The sequence below is a fragment of the Streptomyces sp. NPDC127100 genome, from assembly GCF_042724095.1.
GTDB lineage: Bacteria > Actinomycetota > Actinomycetes > Streptomycetales > Streptomycetaceae > Streptomyces.
In genome coordinates this window covers 41,263-56,298 of the sequence record NZ_JBHXFL010000009.1, presented here as the reverse complement: position 1 = coordinate 56,298, position 15,036 = coordinate 41,263, and the positions used below count along the sequence as shown (strand labels likewise).

17 protein-coding genes are annotated in these 15,036 nt (G+C 74.7%); 4 read left to right on the top strand and 13 right to left on the bottom strand.

Annotated elements, in window-relative coordinates:
• Positions 1-138: 138 nt before the first annotated feature.
• The gene (locus ACFWJB_RS12215; protein WP_385471483.1) at positions 139-1,458 is read right to left on the bottom strand and encodes a radical SAM protein; all 1,320 of its coding nucleotides are present in this window, start codon (positions 1,456-1,458) and stop codon (positions 139-141) included.
• A gap of 148 nt (positions 1,459-1,606) precedes the next feature.
• Here ACFWJB_RS12215 and ACFWJB_RS12210 point away from each other — a divergent pair, with 148 nt between their 5' ends.
• A complete protein-coding gene (locus tag ACFWJB_RS12210) occupies positions 1,607-2,863 on the top strand; it encodes an FAD-binding protein (RefSeq protein ID WP_386921960.1) in 1,257 nt (418 codons plus the stop codon).
• Between the two features lie 16 nt (positions 2,864-2,879).
• Here the strand turns inward: ACFWJB_RS12210 and ACFWJB_RS12205 are convergent, their stop codons facing one another.
• Complete coding sequence (locus ACFWJB_RS12205; RefSeq protein ID WP_385471477.1) at positions 2,880-3,329, bottom strand: nitroreductase/quinone reductase family protein; 450 nt, start codon at positions 3,327-3,329, stop codon at positions 2,880-2,882.
• Positions 3,330-3,481: 152 nt separating this feature from the next.
• Between ACFWJB_RS12205 and ACFWJB_RS12200 the strand changes: the two genes are divergently transcribed.
• Positions 3,482-4,054 (top strand): TetR-like C-terminal domain-containing protein, encoded by a 573-nt coding sequence (locus tag ACFWJB_RS12200; protein WP_386921958.1) that lies wholly within the window; start codon positions 3,482-3,484, stop codon positions 4,052-4,054.
• A 12-nt stretch (positions 4,055-4,066) separates the two neighbouring features.
• Here the strand turns inward: ACFWJB_RS12200 and ACFWJB_RS12195 are convergent, their stop codons facing one another.
• Genes ACFWJB_RS12195 through ACFWJB_RS12185 form a run of 3 tightly spaced genes read right to left on the bottom strand, consistent with a single transcriptional unit; the run spans position 4,067 to position 6,119 of the window.
• Positions 4,067-4,870, bottom strand: a complete 804-nt coding sequence (locus ACFWJB_RS12195) for an SAM-dependent methyltransferase (protein WP_385471471.1) — start codon at positions 4,868-4,870, stop codon at positions 4,067-4,069.
• A 35-nt stretch (positions 4,871-4,905) separates the two neighbouring features.
• The gene (locus ACFWJB_RS12190; protein WP_385471468.1) at positions 4,906-5,652 is read right to left on the bottom strand and encodes an isocitrate lyase/phosphoenolpyruvate mutase family protein; all 747 of its coding nucleotides are present in this window, start codon (positions 5,650-5,652) and stop codon (positions 4,906-4,908) included.
• The gene (locus ACFWJB_RS12185; RefSeq protein WP_386921955.1) at positions 5,649-6,119 is read right to left on the bottom strand and encodes a hypothetical protein; all 471 of its coding nucleotides are present in this window, start codon (positions 6,117-6,119) and stop codon (positions 5,649-5,651) included. The genes ACFWJB_RS12190 and ACFWJB_RS12185 overlap by 4 nt, the downstream gene beginning before the upstream one ends.
• A 117-nt stretch (positions 6,120-6,236) precedes the next feature.
• Between ACFWJB_RS12185 and ACFWJB_RS12180 the strand changes: the two genes are divergently transcribed.
• Positions 6,237-6,773, top strand: coding sequence for a hypothetical protein (locus ACFWJB_RS12180; protein WP_386921953.1), 537 nt, complete (start codon positions 6,237-6,239; stop codon positions 6,771-6,773).
• An 18-nt stretch (positions 6,774-6,791) separates the two neighbouring features.
• Here the strand turns inward: ACFWJB_RS12180 and ACFWJB_RS12175 are convergent, their stop codons facing one another.
• From ACFWJB_RS12175 to ACFWJB_RS12165, 3 genes are read right to left on the bottom strand one after another with little or no spacing between them, the layout of a single operon-like run.
• The gene (locus ACFWJB_RS12175) at positions 6,792-7,451 is read right to left on the bottom strand and encodes a response regulator (protein WP_385471459.1); all 660 of its coding nucleotides are present in this window, start codon (positions 7,449-7,451) and stop codon (positions 6,792-6,794) included.
• Complete coding sequence (locus tag ACFWJB_RS12170) at positions 7,448-8,614, bottom strand: sensor histidine kinase (RefSeq protein WP_386921951.1); 1,167 nt, start codon at positions 8,612-8,614, stop codon at positions 7,448-7,450. The genes ACFWJB_RS12175 and ACFWJB_RS12170 overlap by 4 nt, the downstream gene beginning before the upstream one ends.
• Positions 8,611-9,450, bottom strand: a complete 840-nt coding sequence (locus tag ACFWJB_RS12165; protein ID WP_385471453.1) for a CPBP family intramembrane glutamic endopeptidase — start codon at positions 9,448-9,450, stop codon at positions 8,611-8,613. The genes ACFWJB_RS12170 and ACFWJB_RS12165 overlap by 4 nt, the downstream gene beginning before the upstream one ends.
• 161 nt (positions 9,451-9,611) lie before the next feature.
• Between ACFWJB_RS12165 and mmuM the strand changes: the two genes are divergently transcribed.
• The gene (gene mmuM, locus ACFWJB_RS12160; protein ID WP_386921948.1) at positions 9,612-10,520 is read left to right on the top strand and encodes a homocysteine S-methyltransferase; all 909 of its coding nucleotides are present in this window, start codon (positions 9,612-9,614) and stop codon (positions 10,518-10,520) included.
• A gap of 23 nt (positions 10,521-10,543) precedes the next feature.
• Here mmuM and ACFWJB_RS12155 read toward each other — a convergent pair whose 3' ends face one another.
• From ACFWJB_RS12155 to ACFWJB_RS12135, 5 genes are all read right to left on the bottom strand, one after another.
• Positions 10,544-12,049 carry a carboxylesterase/lipase family protein gene (locus tag ACFWJB_RS12155; RefSeq protein WP_386921946.1) on the bottom strand — a complete coding sequence of 502 codons (1,506 nt, stop codon included), beginning with the start codon at positions 12,047-12,049 and terminating at the stop codon, positions 10,544-10,546.
• Between the two features lie 170 nt (positions 12,050-12,219).
• Entirely contained in the window at positions 12,220-13,359 is a 1,140-nt protein-coding gene (locus tag ACFWJB_RS12150; RefSeq protein WP_386922089.1) for an RNA polymerase sigma factor, read from the bottom strand.
• Positions 13,356-13,775: a YciI family protein gene (locus ACFWJB_RS12145; protein WP_385464188.1), complete on the bottom strand. Its 420-nt coding sequence runs from the start codon at positions 13,773-13,775 to the stop codon at positions 13,356-13,358. The genes ACFWJB_RS12150 and ACFWJB_RS12145 overlap by 4 nt, the downstream gene beginning before the upstream one ends.
• 157 nt (positions 13,776-13,932) lie before the next feature.
• Entirely contained in the window at positions 13,933-14,604 is a 672-nt protein-coding gene (locus ACFWJB_RS12140; protein ID WP_386921944.1) for a hypothetical protein, read from the bottom strand.
• Positions 14,605-14,671: 67 nt separating this feature from the next.
• Positions 14,672-14,992: a hypothetical protein gene (locus ACFWJB_RS12135; protein WP_386921942.1), complete on the bottom strand. Its 321-nt coding sequence runs from the start codon at positions 14,990-14,992 to the stop codon at positions 14,672-14,674.
• Positions 14,993-15,036: the final 44 nt, after the last annotated feature.

Genomic DNA, 15,036 nt, shown 5'->3' with positions numbered 1-15,036 from the left:
TCTTTCCCGCTGCGCTTGTGGGGGCGGGGTCCCGGGGGGGGCGCCCCCCCGGGCCCCCCCCCGGGGGGGCGGGGGGGGGGGGGGGGGGGGGCGGGGGCCGGCTCGGCGCCCGGCCCCGCCCCCCCGGAGCTCGTCGGGTCAGGCCTGGACGGGCTCGTCCGCCGGCAGGCTGTCCATGAAGGAGCTGACGGAGAAGACCGCGTTGCCGGCGCCGGGCGGGCCGTAGCCGGGGGGCGAGGACAGGCCGAAGTCCTCCATCGTCTGCCGGTAGGCCTGGAGCAGCCGGATGTGGTACTCCAGCGGCGCGCCCTGCGGGTTGGCCTTGCCCAGCGGTGTGGTGGGCTCGGGGCACCAGGTGGTGAAGCGGGGCGTGATGCCGTGCGACATGAAGAAGCGCAGGCCCTCGGTGGTGGACGCGATGGCCTCGTCGACCGTCTTGAAGCCGAAGGGCTCGGCCATCTCCACGCCCGCGACGAAGTTCGGGATGACGTTGCGCGCGCCGAAGACGTCGGCGGAGTCGAGGATGCGCCGGTGCCACTCGTCGCGGCCGACGTAGCGCTCCTTGCCGGGGCAGTACATCTTGAACAGGTACTCGTCCCACACCTCGAAGTTGGGGTGGTAGATCTGCACGCCGTAGTCCTTGAAGCGCTGCACGTCAGCCTTGGGCAGGGCCTGGGCGACGACCTTGCCGATCCAGCGGCCGGGGAAGCGCTCCTCGATGGCCTTGGCGTAGTGGCCGTAGAAGTCGGCCTCGTCGCGTCCGGAGACGGTCTTGGTGATGGCGCCGCCGGTGAGGGTGTAGGCGGTGGAGGTCTTCGCCGTGTCGTAGCGGTCGATGATCTCGAGGGCCTCCAGCACCTCCTCGACGTCCTTCACACCCGTGTAGGGGCGTCCGGCCGCCTTGTGCTGGCGCCAGTTGTGGTTGATGTCGCAGTACTGGCACTCCTCCTTGGCGCCGAAGTACTGGCAGACCCGGAAGACGGTCAGGTAGATCAGGTAGCCCCACTGGATGGTCGGGGCCACCTCCATGACCGACTTCCCGTTGGAGAGGGTGTGCCGGTAGTACTCGGGCATCGGCGGCACGCCGACGTCGGAGATCCGCCTGCCGTCGAGGTAGAGACCGAGCTGGCCGTGCTCGTCGGCGGCGACGCGGTAGGGGGAGGCCGGGTTCACCCGGACCGAGACCACCGTGCGGCGCAGGTCGTAGGGGCCGCCGGTGAGGATGATCTCCTCGGGCGGGCGGCGCAGCGCGGCCTCGCCCAGCTCGGGCAGGGTGCCGTGGTCGAAGGAGAAGATGAAGTACGACTTCGGCTTGACCTCGCCGTCCTCGTTGTCACTCAGCGCGGAAGGGTCGAAGGCCACACCGCCCCGAAGGAGGTCCTCCTTGAAGACGGCCTCGCGCGGCACGTGCGGGAACCGCTCCATCAGATCCTCGACCAGCGCGGTACGGCTGTCCATCCCGTTGTCTCCTCCCGGCTCAGGCGTTCGACTTCTCACGGTATGCCCCCGGCCGGACGTCCGGCCGCCCGGGGCCCCTCCCGGCGCGCCAGGTAGGTTTCCGGCGGGAGGACTCCTGGTCCTCGTGGAGCTTCGGGAGGGCAGCGGTATGACCGTCACCGCCGTGACCAATTGGGCCGGCAACATCACCTACCGGGCCGGCGAACTGCTGCGGCCGCGGTCGGCCGAGGAGTTGCGGAGCGCGGTGGCGCGCAGCCCGCGGGTGCGGGTGCTGGGCAGCGGGCACTCCTTCAACGGGATCGCCGACCCGGGCGCCGAGGGGGCGCTGCTCTCCCTGGCCGCACTGCCGCCCGAGGTGGACGTGGACACGGCCGCCCGCACGGTGCGGGTGGGCGGCGGCGTCCGGTACGCGGAGCTGGCCCGGCTGGTGCACGCGCGCGGACTGGCCCTGCCGAACATGGCCTCGCTGCCGCACATCTCGGTCGCCGGGTCGGTGGCGACCGGCACGCACGGCTCCGGCGTGGGCAACGGGCCGCTGGCGTCGGCGGTGCGCGAGGTGGAACTGGTCACGGCGGACGGCTCGGCGCTGACCCTGGCACGCGGGGAGGAACGGTTCGGCGGCGCGGTCACCTCGCTCGGCGCGCTCGGCGTCGTGACCGCCCTCACCCTGGACCTGGAGCCGGCGTACGAGGTCGAGCAGCACGTCTTCACCGAGCTGCCGCCGGCCGCCGTGGACGGGCCGGGCTTCGACACGGTGATGGCGGCTGCGTACAGCGTGAGCCTGTTCACGGACTGGCGGGAGCCGGGTTTCCGGCAGGTGTGGCTCAAGCGGCGCACCGACCGGCCGCTGCCCGGCTTCCCGTGGGCGGCGCCGGCCGCCGGGAAGATGCATCCGGTGCCGGGGATGCCCGCGGTGAACTGCACCGACCAGTTCGGGGTGGCGGGGCCCTGGCACGAGCGGCTGCCGCACTTCCGCGCGGAGTTCGTGCCCAGCAGCGGCGACGAGCTCCAGTCGGAGTACCTGATGGCGCGCGAGCACGCCGTGGACGCCCTGCGCGCGCTGGACTCGATACGGGACGGTGTCGCGCCGGTGCTCCAGACCTGCGAGGTCCGCACGGTCGCCGCCGACGAGCAGTGGCTGGGCCCCGCGTACGGGCGCGACACCGTGGCCGTGCACTTCACCTGGGTGGCGGACACGGAGGCGGTGCTGCCGGTGGTGCGGCGGGTGGAGGCGGCGCTGGACGCGTTCGGCGCCCGGCCGCACTGGGGGAAGGTGTTCACCACTCCGGCGGCCGTGCTGCGCGCCCGGTATCCGCGGCTCGGCGACTTCGGGGCGCTCGTCGCGGACCTGGACCCGCGGGGCAAGTTCACCAACGCGTTCGTGCGCGGGGTGCTGGCCGGCTGAGGCGGGCGGTCGGCGGTCAGCCCGCGGTGCGGCGGAGCTCCACCAGGGGGATGGCGCGGCCGGCCTGCTCCTGGTGCCGGGCGAAGAACGGCGCCTGTTCGAGCAGCAGCGGCCACAGCCGGTCGCGTTCGGGTGCGTCCAGGACGGTGGCGACGGCCGGATAGGTGTCCGGGCCGAGTTCGACGGTGACGTCGGGGTGGGCCACGACGTTGTGGAACCAGTCCGGGTGCCGCGGCGCCCCCATGTTGGAGGCGACGACCGTCACGCGGTCGCCGTCGAGCCGCCAGAAGCCCATCGGGGTGGTGCGGCGCGTGCCGCTGCGGGCCCCGGTGTGGGTGAGCAGGAGCATCCGGTCGGCGTGCATCATCTCGCCGATCTTCCCGCTGCCCCGCTGCGCGCGGAACTGCTCGGCGACCTGGCGGTTGAGCTCGTTGCGCTGCTCGGTGCTCATCGTCGACGGGTCCATGCCGGTCAATCTGCCACAGCCGCCGCGCCTTCGCGAGAGATCCGGGGGCCGGTGCGGGCCGGTCGGCCGGGCCGGGGCGCGGACCCGCGCCTGTCCTAGGATGCGGGCTGGAAACCCCGCGAAGCACGCGCACCCGCCGGAGAGGTGGACCCATGCCCCGAGCCGGCCTCACGACCGAGCGCGTCGTCGCGGCCGCCGCCGACCTCGCCGACGAGACGGGTTTCGAGAGCGTCACCGTCTCCGCGCTGGCCCGGCGCCTGGGGGTGAAGGACGCGAGCCTGTACACCCACGTCCGCTCTCTGCGGGATCTGCGCGTGCGGATGGCACTGCTGGCGGGCGGCGAGCTGATCGAGGAGATCGCGGAGGCGGTCGCCGGGCGGGCCGGCAAGGAGGCGCTGGCCGCCTTCGCCGGCGCGTACCGGGCGTACGCGCTGAGCCACCCCGGCCGGTACGCCGCGACCCAGGTCCGGGTCGACCGGCCAGTCGCCGCCGACTCCCCCGCGCTGCGCCGCACCGCGGAGATCACCTACGGGATGCTGCGCGCGTACGGCCTCGGTGAGCCCGATCTCACCGATGCCGTACGCCTGTTGCGCAGTACCTTCCACGGTTACTGCGCCCTGGAGGCCGCCGGGGCCTTCGGCGCCCCGCGGGACGTCCAGGCGTCGTGGGACAGGGCCGTGGACGCGCTGCACGTCGCGCTGGAGCACTGGCCGTCCGGCGGCTGACCGGGCGCCCGCTCAGGCCTTGAGCGCGACGCCGGACACGGCGACCTCGGCGGTGGACTCCGTGGACGGGATGCCGTCCGGGCGCCAGGAGGCGGTCGCGACCACACCGGGTTCGACGAGGTCGAGCCCGGCGAAGTAGCCGGCGATCTCCTGCGGGGAGCGGAGGTGGTAGGTGTTGGCCGACTGCCCGTTGTAGGTCTCGACGGCCGTGTTGAGCGCGGGGTTGCTGTTCGTGCCGTCGCTCAGGGCGAGGTAGCTGCCCGGCGGCAGTGCCGCCACCAGCCGGGCCACCAGCTCGCCGGGCCGCTCCTCGTCGGCGACCTGCCCCATGATGCCCAGCATGGTCAGGCCGATCGGCCGGTCGAAGTCCAGGGTCCTGGCGGCCTCGGCGAGGATCCGGTCGGGGTCGCGCACGTCGGCGTCGATGTAGGCGCAGGCCCCCTCCTCGCTGCTGGTGAGCAGCGCCTCGGCGTGCGTCAGGACGAGGGGGTCGTTGTCGACGTAGACGATGCGGCTCTCCGGCGCGATGCGCTGGGCCAGCTCGTGGGTGTTGTCCGCGGTGGGCAGACCGGTGCCGATGTCGAGGAACTGGCGGATGCCGGCCTCCTCGACCAGGAAGCGCACGGCGCGCCCCAGGAACTTCCGTTGCAGCCGGGCGACGGCCGCGAACTCCGGGAAGGTCGACAGGATGACGTCGCCGACCTGGCTGTCGACGGGGTAGTTGTCCTTGCCGCCCAGCAGGTAGTTCCAGACACGGGCGGAGTGCGGGCGATCGGTCTGCAGCCTGGCCCTGACTTCATCACGCGGGTGATCCATGGGGACAGCTTCACACAGAGCGACACCCCAGGGGGTCAACTACCCAGCTTCAGCACGTCGTCGTAGCTCGGCACCGTGCCGCCGGGAGCCCGCCCGGACCGGATGTCGGCCACGGCGTCCAGGGCGGCGCCGAGCGCGCGCCGGTACAGCAGCGAGCCCAGACTCACCCGGCGCACCCCGAGGTCGGTGAGGTGCGGCAGGGAGGGGCCGGCCGGTGTCCAGAGGACGTTGAGGGGGACGTCGAGCCGCCGGACCAGCGCGGAGATCGTGCGCGGGTCGGCCACCCCGGGGACGAAGAGGCCGTGGGCGCCCGCCTGCCGGTAGGCGTCGAGGCGCCGTGACGTCCCCTCGCCGTCGCCGAGCCAGTACGTGTCGGTGCGGGCGTTGACGAAGAGGCCGGGGGCCGCCGCCCTGACCGCGGCGATCTTCGCCACATGCCGGTCGACGGGGCCGAGGCCGTCCTCCAGGTTGACGCCGACGGCGCCGGCGGCCGCCAACTGCCGTGCCAGCTCCGCGACCTCGTCGGGATCGTCGCTGAAGCCGCTCTCCATGTCGACGGAGAGGAGGAACGGCCCCGCTCCCAGGTCGCGAGCCAGCCGGAGCGTCTCCTCGCGGGTCGCCGACGCCCCGTCGGGCAGCCCGTGCGCCGCCGCGACACCCAGGCTGGTGGTGCCGACGGCCGCGAAGCCCTGGCCGGCGAGCAGCAGCGCCGAGGCGTGGTCCCAGGCGCACGGCAGCAGCAGGGGCTCCCCCTCGCGGTGCAGGTCGGCGAAGGCGGTCACGACAGGTCTCCCACGGCATCGGCGTAGTACGCGGACTCCGCGACGTGCGTGGCGAGTTCGCGGAAGCTCCAGCCCTCGCCGGGCGAGTCGTCGAGCTGTTCGCCGCTGAGCGCGTCGAGGCGGTTGGCCCAGATCCGGGCGAGCCGGGTGAGGCGGCTGCGGGCCTCCTCGAGATCCTCCTGGGTGAACGGCGCGCGGTCCGCGTCCGTCGTGATGCCGGAGGCGTGCCAGTGGTCGGGCTGCGGCTGCTCCCCCGCCAACCGCGCCTCCAGCTCCGCGAGATGGTCGATCAGGTGGTCGGTGACGCGCCGGACGGCCTTGTGCGGGGTGTAGACCCGGTCGTCGACGTGGGCGGGTTCCCCGTCCCAGCCGGTCCAGGTGGCGGCCAGGGCGAGGACGTGGTCGACCATGCCGGTGACGGCGTCGGCGGGCGCGAGGGTCTCGGTGACGGTGTTCGTGTCGCTCATGTCCCCGACGCTACGGTCCCGTTGCTTCGGTCCCCGCCGAAGTGTCCCGGGCCTTCGGGCGGGTACCCGGAGGGTCACCCCGAGTCATCGGCTACTTCGACCGGCCGGAAGGTGGACATGGCGAGCATCGAGCGACGGGACGGCCGCCCCGAGCGGCGGTGGCAGGACAAGTTATGGGTGATGGGCCTGATGGTCCTGGTCATCGGGCTCGTGACCCGCATGGCCCTGAACGGAGCCTCGGGATGGCTGCCGGCCCTGGTGAGCGCCGCGCTGACGAGCTGTTTCGTCGTGTGGCTGGTACGCCGGCGCCGCAACCGCGACGCCCGCACCACCGGTACCGAACCGGACGACGTACCCGTCATGGAGCGGCAGATCCTCAAGGGCGCGCCGCCGCCCGAGGAGCCCGCGCGACGGCGGGCGCTGGCGGCGCTGGTCGACTCCCGCCAGCGGCGGCTGCGGCGCCACCGCTGGTGGGCGCTCCCCCTCCTCGCCGTGATCTTCTTCGGCACCGCGGCCCTATGGCTCGCCTCCGGGGCGGTGGCCGCCGGCGGCTGGATGCTGGCCGCCGCGGTCGTCTCCATGACGTGGATGGTCTGGTACCACTTCCACTACGACCGGCGCCTGACGCAGATGCGCCGTCGCCTGCAGGGCTGAACCGCGGGCCGCGGGTTCTCAGGTGACCAGGCCCCGCCGGTAGGCGTAGACGACGGCCTGGACGCGGTCGCGCAGTCCGAGCTTGGTGAGGATGCGGGACACGAAGGTCTTGACGGTCTCGTGGCTGATCACGAGGGCCGCGGCGATCTCGCTGTTGGACAGGCCGTCCGCGATGAGGCGGAGGACCTCCAGTTCGCGGGGCGTCAGCGGGATGTCCTGGGCGCGGCCCGCTGCGGGCCGGATGCGGGCGGCGTACCGGCCCACGAGCCGGCGCGTCACCTCGGGATCCAGCAGCGCCGCGCCCAGGGCCACGGTCCGGATGCCGTGCAGCAGCCGGTCCGGCGGCGCGTCCTTGAGCAGGAACCCGCTCGCTCCGGCCCGCAGCGCCTCGTAGACGTACTCGTCCAGGTTGAACGTCGTCACCACGAGCACCTTCACGGGGTGCTCCACACCGGCGCCGGCCAGGAGCCGGGTGGCCTCGATGCCGTCCAGGATCGGCATGCGCACGTCCATCACGACGACGTCCGGGCGCAGCCGGCCGGCCAGTTCGACCGCGCTCCGCCCGTCCCCGCACTCGCCCGCCACCTCCAGGTCGGGCTGCGCGTCGATGATCGTCGCCAGTCCGGTGCGGATCAGCGCCTGGTCGTCGCAGACCAGGACCCGGACGGGCGCGCTCACGCCGGTCCCCCCGCGGGTATCCGCGCCCGGACCAGGAAGCCACCGGCGGCGCCGCGGCCCGCGCTGAAGTCGCCGCCCAGGACGCCGACCCGTTCGCGCAGACCCTCCAGGCCGCGCCCGCTGCCGCCGGGGGCGGCGTCCCGTGACCCGGAGCCGTCCGTGCCGACCTCCACGGTGATCTCCCTTTCGCCATGGCGCACCCGGACCGAGGTCCGGCCGCCGTGGTCGTACTTGAGGGCGTTCGTCAGGGCTTCCTGCACGACCCGGTAGGCCACGAGGTCGGCGCTGCCCGTCGAGGCCGGCGGCGTGCCCTCCTCGGTGAACTCCACCGGCTGCCCGGCCCGCCGCGTCTGCTCGACGAGCGTGAGCAGCCTGCCGACGGGCGGCGTCCTGTCCTCGCCGCCCTGACCGGTGCCGTGGTCGGGGTTGAGCAGGTCCAGCAGGTGCCGCAGATCGGTGATGGCGCGCCGGCCGGTGTCGCTGACGGCGGTCAGGGTCCGGTCGAGGCGGTCGGGCGTCGCGGTCAGGTACCGGGCCGCCTCGGACTGCACGACCATCGCCGTCACGTGGTGGGTGACGACGTCGTGGAGCTCGCGGGCGATCCGGGTGCGTTCGGCGCTGCGGGCGTCCTCGGCGACGCGGCTGCGGCGTTCGGCCTCCGCGGCCCGGGCGGACCGCATCCACACGCCGATGCCCCACGCGAGGGCGAGCGCCAGGTAGAACGTCACGAACTCGGCCGCCGGTTCGCCCGGTCCGCGCTCGTGGAGCGCGACCGCCAGCACCGAGTACGCCGCGGAGGCGGTGACCAGGGTGGTGCGCCGGTACCGCTCCAGGTAGGACCCGGCACTCAGCAGGGCGACGGGCAGCGCGGTGCCCGCGACGAGGTGGTACCCGCGCAGCTGGTCGAGGGCGAAGCCGAGCGACACCAGGGTGAGGCAGACGAGCGGCAACCGCCGCCGCACGGCGAGCGGAAGGCACTGCAGGGCGGCGGCCACGCCCGTGAGCGCGTCGGCGGACCGCGTCGGCAGGTCGCCGATCTCCGTGCCGTTGCCCTGGAACACGGGCGTGACCGAGGCGACGAAGAGCAGTACCCCTAGCGGGAGGTCCCGGAACGTGACATCGAGCCGGTGCCACGACTCCTGAACCCGCCGACGATCTGTCACCGGGAAAGCCTAGCGGCGGAGTCGACGACCGCGGCACGCCGGGAGCCGAACGGCACGACGTTGCCGCGCCGGTGGGCCAGCCACAGGAACACGAGGGTCAGCAGCGCCCCGAAGCCCACCGAGTACACGCTGCCCTCCGGCCCGAACTCGCCACCGGTGAGCAGTTCCGGACCGGACGTCACGGTGTCCAGCAGCCCGTCGCTGGCGCCGTTGCCGGACACCTCGGTGCTGAAGACGCCGGCCGCGGCGAAGTTCCAGCCGAAGTGCACGCCGATGGTCAGCCAGAGGCTGCGGGTGGCGGCGTACGCGGCGGCGAGCATGAAGCCGGCCTCGATGGCGATGGCGAGCGCGCCCCACAGGGTCGCGTGCTCGTTGAGCAGGTGGGAGAGGCCGAACACCAGGCCGGTCAGCGCCAGCGCGAGATAGGTGCCGATGTGCTCCTCGACGACGCGGAACAGCACACCGCGGTACACCACTTCCTCCGTCGCGGCGGCGCCCGCCATGAAGCCGGCCAGCCCCAGCGCGCCCGTCACCGAGCCGAGGCCGTCGACCTCGTAGTACCCGGCGGTGTAGAGGTTCACGATGACGGCGCCGAACATCCCGGCGCCGATCACAACGCCCCAGCCGGTCCGGGACACGGCGCCCTCCCGGGCCACGTCCGTGGCGGGCCGGTGCTCGGTGCGCCGGACCACCCATGCGTACACCAGCACCGCCAGCGCCGCCGCCGCGACGCCGAGGACCAGCGCGAGCGCGTCGTTGCCCTTCACCGCGTTGACGGCGTTGCCGGCGACGGCGTACATCGCCATGACGGCCAGGAACTGCCAGACGAACCTCACGGGGACCCCCTTGTCGGGCCGGCGGCCGAGTGCCGCACGAACTGCACCGGACGCTACGGATCCGGGAGCCGGAGATCGTCACCTCCGGGTGGACACCTGGCCGTAGCTCGCACGGGGGACAACCGCCCGGCCGGTGCCCGGGGACTGGCTAACCTCGTGCCATGACCAGCGACTTCGCCGACGCCCTCGGCTCCGGCCGCCCCCTCGTGCTCGACGGCGGCATGTCCAACCAGCTGGAGTCGGCGGGCCACGACCTGAGCGACGGCCTGTGGTCCGCGCGGCTGCTCGCCGAGGACCCCGAGGCGATCACCCGGGCGCACCTCGCCTACTTCGAGGCGGGCGCGGACGTGGCGATCACCGCGAGCTACCAGGCCACCTTCGAGGGCTTCGCCCGGCGCGGTGTCGGCCGGCAGCGCGCCGCCGAACTCATGGCATCGAGTGTGGAGGCGGCCCGGGAGGCGGCCCGCCGCGCGAAGACGGACCGCCGACTGTGGGTGGCGGCGTCGGCGGGCCCCTACGGGGCGATGCTCGCGGACGGCTCCGAGTACCGGGGCCGGTACGGGCTCACCGTCGACGGACTGGAGCGCTTCCACCGGCCCCGCCTGGAGGTCCTGGCCGCCGCCCGGCCGGACGCGCTCGCGCTGGAGACGGTCCCCGACACCGACGAGGCCGCGGCGCTGCTGCGGGCGGTGCGCGGACTGGGCGTGCCGGCCTGGCTGTCGTACACCGTGGCGGGCGGCCGCACCCGCGCCGGGCAGCCGCTGGAGGAGGCGTTTGCCCTGGCCGCGGACGCGGACGAGGTGGTCGCGGTCGGTGTGAACTGCTGTGCCCCGCGGGATGCGGCGGGTGCGATCGGGACGGCCGCCCGGGTCACCGGCAAACCCGTTGTCGTCTATCCCAACAGCGGCGAGTCCTGGGACGCCGGTGCCCGCGGCTGGACCGGCCGCTCCACGTTCGCTCCCGGCGGGGTGCGGGCCTGGCGGGACGCCGGGGCGCGGCTGATCGGCGGGTGCTGCCGGGTGGGTCCGGAGGCGATCGCGTCGGTCGCGGCGGCGCTCGCCCGGCCCTGACGCGGCACCGTCCGCCGGTCACGTCACCGCCGCGCCGGACGCCCGATGCGCGTGCCGCGCGGGGCGACGTCGTCCTTCCACAGGCCGTACTCGGTGTCGTGCGGCCCGTACACCGTGTGCGGGACGCCGTCGCCGAAGACCTGGACGGGATGCGTGGCGTCCCATGCCGGCCAGCCCGGGTCCCCGGACCCGGCGAACCGGACCCACGCCCCGTGCATCGCGTCGGCCAGCTCCTGCGGAGCGCCCTCGCCCGCGAGCCTGCGCGCGTCCGGCCCGTCGCCGGAGTCGAAGACGAAGCCCAGCTCCAGCGCGTGGCAGGCGCCGAGGCCGGGCAGGCCGGACGGCCAGGCGAACTCGTAGACGTGGGACGAACCCGGCCGTGCGTCGGCCAGCCGGTGCAGCGGGATGCGCAGCAGATGGTCGGTGACGAGCTGGCCGACGATCTCGGCGGGGCCGGCGCCGGGGCGCAGGGCGCGGTAGCCGCGTACCACCTCGTTGCCGCAGTGGCAGCGGGCCCGCGCGCCCGCCAGGGCGACGGCGCCGAGCCGGTCGACGCGTTCGAGGAGGCCGCCGGGGACCAGCCAGAGCCGGTACTCGTCGCGCGTCCAGCCCATCATGAGGTCGACGCCGGATGCCGCCCCGCCGTCGACGAGGGCCTCGAGGGGGTCGCCCGGCAGCACGTCCCCGTCGACGACGATCCCGAAGGCGGGCCCGCCGAGCACCGGGCTGCTGAGCCTGCCCACCTCGGCCTGGGCGCGCAGCAACTGACCGCGGTCGGCGGTGGCGAAGGCCTCCGCGGTCGCCGGGATCTTCAGCCGGGCGGCCATGCGGCGCACCATGCGGCGCACCTTGTCGCGGTCGGCCGCCTCCGGCGCCCCGCTCTGCAGCACCGCCCGCCGCAGCAGTCCGCGGGCCCGCGGCGCGGCGAGCAGCGCGCCGATGCTGATCGCGCCGGCCGACTGACCGGCGACGGTCACCTTGTCGGGGTCGCCGCCGAAGGCCGCGATCGACCGCCGCACCCACTCCAGCGCGGCGATCTGGTCGCGCAGTCCGGCGTTGGCGGGGGCGTCCGGGAACAGTCCGTAGCCCTCGACGCCCAGTCGGTAGTTGACCGACACGCAGACCACGCCGTCGCGGGCGAAGGTGCTGCCGTCGTAGACGGGTACGGCGGACGAGCCCCTGGTCAGGGCGCCGCCGTGCAGCCACACCAGGACCGGCAGGCGGGCTCCGGGGCCCGGTTCCGGCGTCCAGACGTTGAGGTTGAGGCAGTCGTCGCCGGGGATCGCCGGGTCGGACAGGTACTGGGCGAACGCCTCGGAGTACGGCGGTTTCGGCGCGGTCGGGCCGAAGGCGCCCGCGTCGCGCACCCCGTCCCAGGGCTCGGGCGGCACGGGGGGCCGGAACCGGCGGGGGCCGAAGGGGGGCGCCGCGTACGGGATGCCCCGGAACACCGCGATCCCGTTCTCGTGTCTGCCGCGTACCGCCCCGTGGGGCGTGGCGACCACAGGATCCGCCGGGTCTGCCGTCATGCCCTCACCCGCCCTTCGCCGCGCCACCGGACCGTCGTGCCACCGCACCGCGCACCGCTCAGGACAGAGCGTCACGCCGTCCGGATGTATTCCGGCCCCGCTCCCATGATCCCCTCAACCGGGCGCCCCTGCCCGCCGGACCCCGCGACGCCGGCCGGTCCCGCCCGGCGTCACCGGCCGGCGTTGAGGCGGGCGGCCCGGCGGGTCAGGTAGTCGCGCTCGGCGAGGCTGGGGGCCCGGTGGGCCGCCTCGGCGTACAGCCGTGCCGCCGTCTCCCGGTCGCCGTCGCGTTCGTGGAGATAGGCGGCCACCGCGGTGTGGCGGGGCAGTGAGTCCTCCAGCTCCGCGAGCGCCGCGAGGCCGGCGCGCGGTCCGTCGGCCTCGCCCACGGCCACCGCGCGGTTGAGCCGGACGACGGGGCTGTCCGTCAGGCGCTCCAGCTCGTCGTACCACTCGACGATCTGCACCCAGTCGGTCTCCTCGGCGGTCGGCGCGTCGGCGTGGAGGGCCGCGACGGCGGCCTGCGCCTGGAACTCGCCGAGGCGGTCGCGGGCGAGGGCCGCCTGGAGGATCCCGACGCCCTCGGCGATCGACGCGGTGTCCCACCGGGACCGGTCCTGCTCGGCGAGCGGCACGAGGCTGCCGTCGGGCGCGGTCCGGGTGGCGCGCCGGGCGTGGTGGAGCAGCATGAGGGCGAGCAGCCCCGCCACCTCGGGGTGGTCGACGGAGGCGGCGAGCTGCCGGGTGAGCCGGATGGCCTCGGCGGCGAGGTCCACGTCGCCGGAGTAGCCCTCGTTGAAGACCAGGTAGAGGACGCGCAGCACGGTGGCGACGTCGCCGGGCCGGTCGAACCGCACCCCGGAGACGGTGCGCTTGGCCCGGCTGATGCGCTGCGCCATCGTCGCCTCGGGCACCAGGTAGGCCCGGGCGATCTGGCGGGTGGTCAGGCCGCCGACGGCGCGCAGGGTGAGCGCGACCGCGGAGGCCGGCGTCAGCGAGGGGTGGGCGCACAGGAAGTAGAGCCGGAGCGTGTCGTCCGCCGCGGGTGCGGGGCCGGGGGCCGGCTCCTCGTCGACCAGGTCCTCGCGCCGGCGGCGGGCGGCGTCCGAGCGGGTCGCGTCGAGGAACCGGCGCCAGGCCACGGTGACCAGCCAGCCCTTGGGGTCCCGCGGAGGGCCGGCCGGCCAGACGCGGACGGCCTCGAGCAGGGCGTCCTGCACGGCGTCCTCGGCCGCCGCGAAGTCGGCTCCGCGGCGGACGAGGACGCCGAGGACGCTCGGCGTGAGGCTCCTGAGCAGGGCCTCGTTCATCCGTGAGGGCATTCCGGGACGGTGGGCGGCGCCGCCAGGAACGGGCGCACCTCGAGCCACTCGTGGATCGGCTCGCCCCCGGCCCCGGGCGCCGCCGACAGCTCCCCGGCCAGCTCGACGGCGCGCTCGTAGCTGTCGACGTCGATCACCATCCAGCCGGCGATGAGGTCCTTGGTCTCGGCGAACGGTCCGTCGGTGACGGGCGGGCGCCCCTCGCCGTCGTAGCGGACCCACGCTCCCTCGGGGGCCAGCGCCTGCCCGTCGACGAACTCGCCGCTCTTCTCCAGCCGGGCCGCGAAGTCGTTCATGTACTGGATGTGGGCCGAGATCTCCTCCGGCGTCCACCGGTCCATGGGGACGTCGTTGACCGCGGCCGGGGCGCCGCGGTAGTGCTTGAGCAGCAGGTACTTGGCCATGGTGTCTCTCCTCGGTGCCGTGCGGCCCATTGTGGCCGCCTTCACCCCGGGGACGGAGCCGGTCAAGCGTTCTCGACACCACCGGCGGATTTTTTTTCGGGCTCCTCCGCCCGCCCGGTCGGCAGGCGGCGCGGGAGCGGCCCCGTGCCGCCGTCGGTCAGCCGCCCATGTCGACGCTGTTGTCGGGCGCGCCGTCGCCCACCGGGGGCAGGTCGCCGCGCTCCACGGGCGTGCCGGCGGCGGGCCGGGGCGAGGGCAGGGTGGCCGCGGCCTCGGCGGCGTCGGGCCGGTGGACCGAGACGGCGGCCTCGCGCAGGACGTCGCGCGTCACGGCGTCGCTGCCGGCGGACAACCGGACGACGTGCCCGTTCTTGGGCAGGGCGTACTCGTGCTGTCCGCCTCCGGTGCGGTACCAGGCCTCCGCGTCGCGCTCGCACGTGGCCCGCCCCGCGGTGCCGTCGCCGACCGGCCGGCCCGGACAGGTCTCCCCGGTCATCGAGCCCCGCTCGACGGAGAGGCGGACCTGGGCCCCCGTGCCGGTCAGGTAGACGGCGGAGAAGCCGTCGTCGCCGAGCACGCCGACGGACTGCTGGGCCAGGGTGAGCCCGGGGGCCCTGGTGACGTAGACGAGCTCGGGGGCGATGCCGAGCGCCCCCGCCCGCTCCTCGAGTTCGCCGGGGACGAGGGGGGCGTCCTCCGCCCGGGCCGAGGCGGCCGCGGCGGAGGCCGCGGCGGCGACCGGGTCGCCGTCCGGCCCCTCCGTGCCGCAGGCGGCGAGCAGCGCGGTGGACAGCAGCAACAGCGGCAGTAAGCGGGCGCGGCGAGTCATGCGCCCATCCTGCCGCACCGGTGTCCCGCGGCCGGACCCGCGTCCGGCCGCCGCGGTCTCGCCCGGGTCAGGGACGGTGCGCCGCCGCCTCCCTGGACAGCTGGACGGCCGCCCGCAGGCTGAGGCCGGGTACCGCCTCGCGCAGCACCTTGACGGCCCGTACGGAGTCGGCCGGGCCGTCGTGCCCGGCGGCCTCGAGGTGCTGGTGCACCCAGCGGGCGCGCAGGGCGGCGTCGGGCACCGCCGCCGCGCGCTCCACCAGGGCGGCGGCGCGCTCCAGGCCGGGCCGTTCCTCCGGGGGCGCCTCGGCGAGCGCCTCGCGCAGGCGGGCGCCGACGAGGTCCGAGTCCCGCAGCACCAGCACGCCGATCTCCTGTCGTCTGAGCATGGCTCCATGGTCGGCGCCGCCCGCCGTGCGGATCAAGGGACTTG

Coding starts and splice junctions, on each gene's coding strand:
- ACFWJB_RS12215 (WP_385471483.1), bottom strand. CDS start 1,458: ATGGACAGCCGTACCGCGCTGGTCGAGGATCTGATGGAGCGGTTCCCG.
- ACFWJB_RS12210 (WP_386921960.1), top strand. CDS start 1,607: ATGACCGTCACCGCCGTGACCAATTGGGCCGGCAACATCACCTACCGG.
- ACFWJB_RS12205 (WP_385471477.1), bottom strand. CDS start 3,329: ATGGACCCGTCGACGATGAGCACCGAGCAGCGCAACGAGCTCAACCGC.
- ACFWJB_RS12200 (WP_386921958.1), top strand. CDS start 3,482: ATGCCCCGAGCCGGCCTCACGACCGAGCGCGTCGTCGCGGCCGCCGCC.
- ACFWJB_RS12195 (WP_385471471.1), bottom strand. CDS start 4,870: ATGGATCACCCGCGTGATGAAGTCAGGGCCAGGCTGCAGACCGATCGC.
- ACFWJB_RS12185 (WP_386921955.1), bottom strand. CDS start 6,119: ATGAGCGACACGAACACCGTCACCGAGACCCTCGCGCCCGCCGACGCC.
- ACFWJB_RS12180 (WP_386921953.1), top strand. CDS start 6,237: ATGGCGAGCATCGAGCGACGGGACGGCCGCCCCGAGCGGCGGTGGCAG.
- mmuM (WP_386921948.1), top strand. CDS start 9,612: ATGACCAGCGACTTCGCCGACGCCCTCGGCTCCGGCCGCCCCCTCGTG.
- ACFWJB_RS12155 (WP_386921946.1), bottom strand. CDS start 12,049: ATGACGGCAGACCCGGCGGATCCTGTGGTCGCCACGCCCCACGGGGCG.
- ACFWJB_RS12150 (WP_386922089.1), bottom strand. CDS start 13,359: ATGAACGAGGCCCTGCTCAGGAGCCTCACGCCGAGCGTCCTCGGCGTC.
- ACFWJB_RS12145 (WP_385464188.1), bottom strand. CDS start 13,775: ATGGCCAAGTACCTGCTGCTCAAGCACTACCGCGGCGCCCCGGCCGCG.
- ACFWJB_RS12140 (WP_386921944.1), bottom strand. CDS start 14,604: ATGACTCGCCGCGCCCGCTTACTGCCGCTGTTGCTGCTGTCCACCGCG.
- ACFWJB_RS12135 (WP_386921942.1), bottom strand. CDS start 14,992: ATGCTCAGACGACAGGAGATCGGCGTGCTGGTGCTGCGGGACTCGGAC.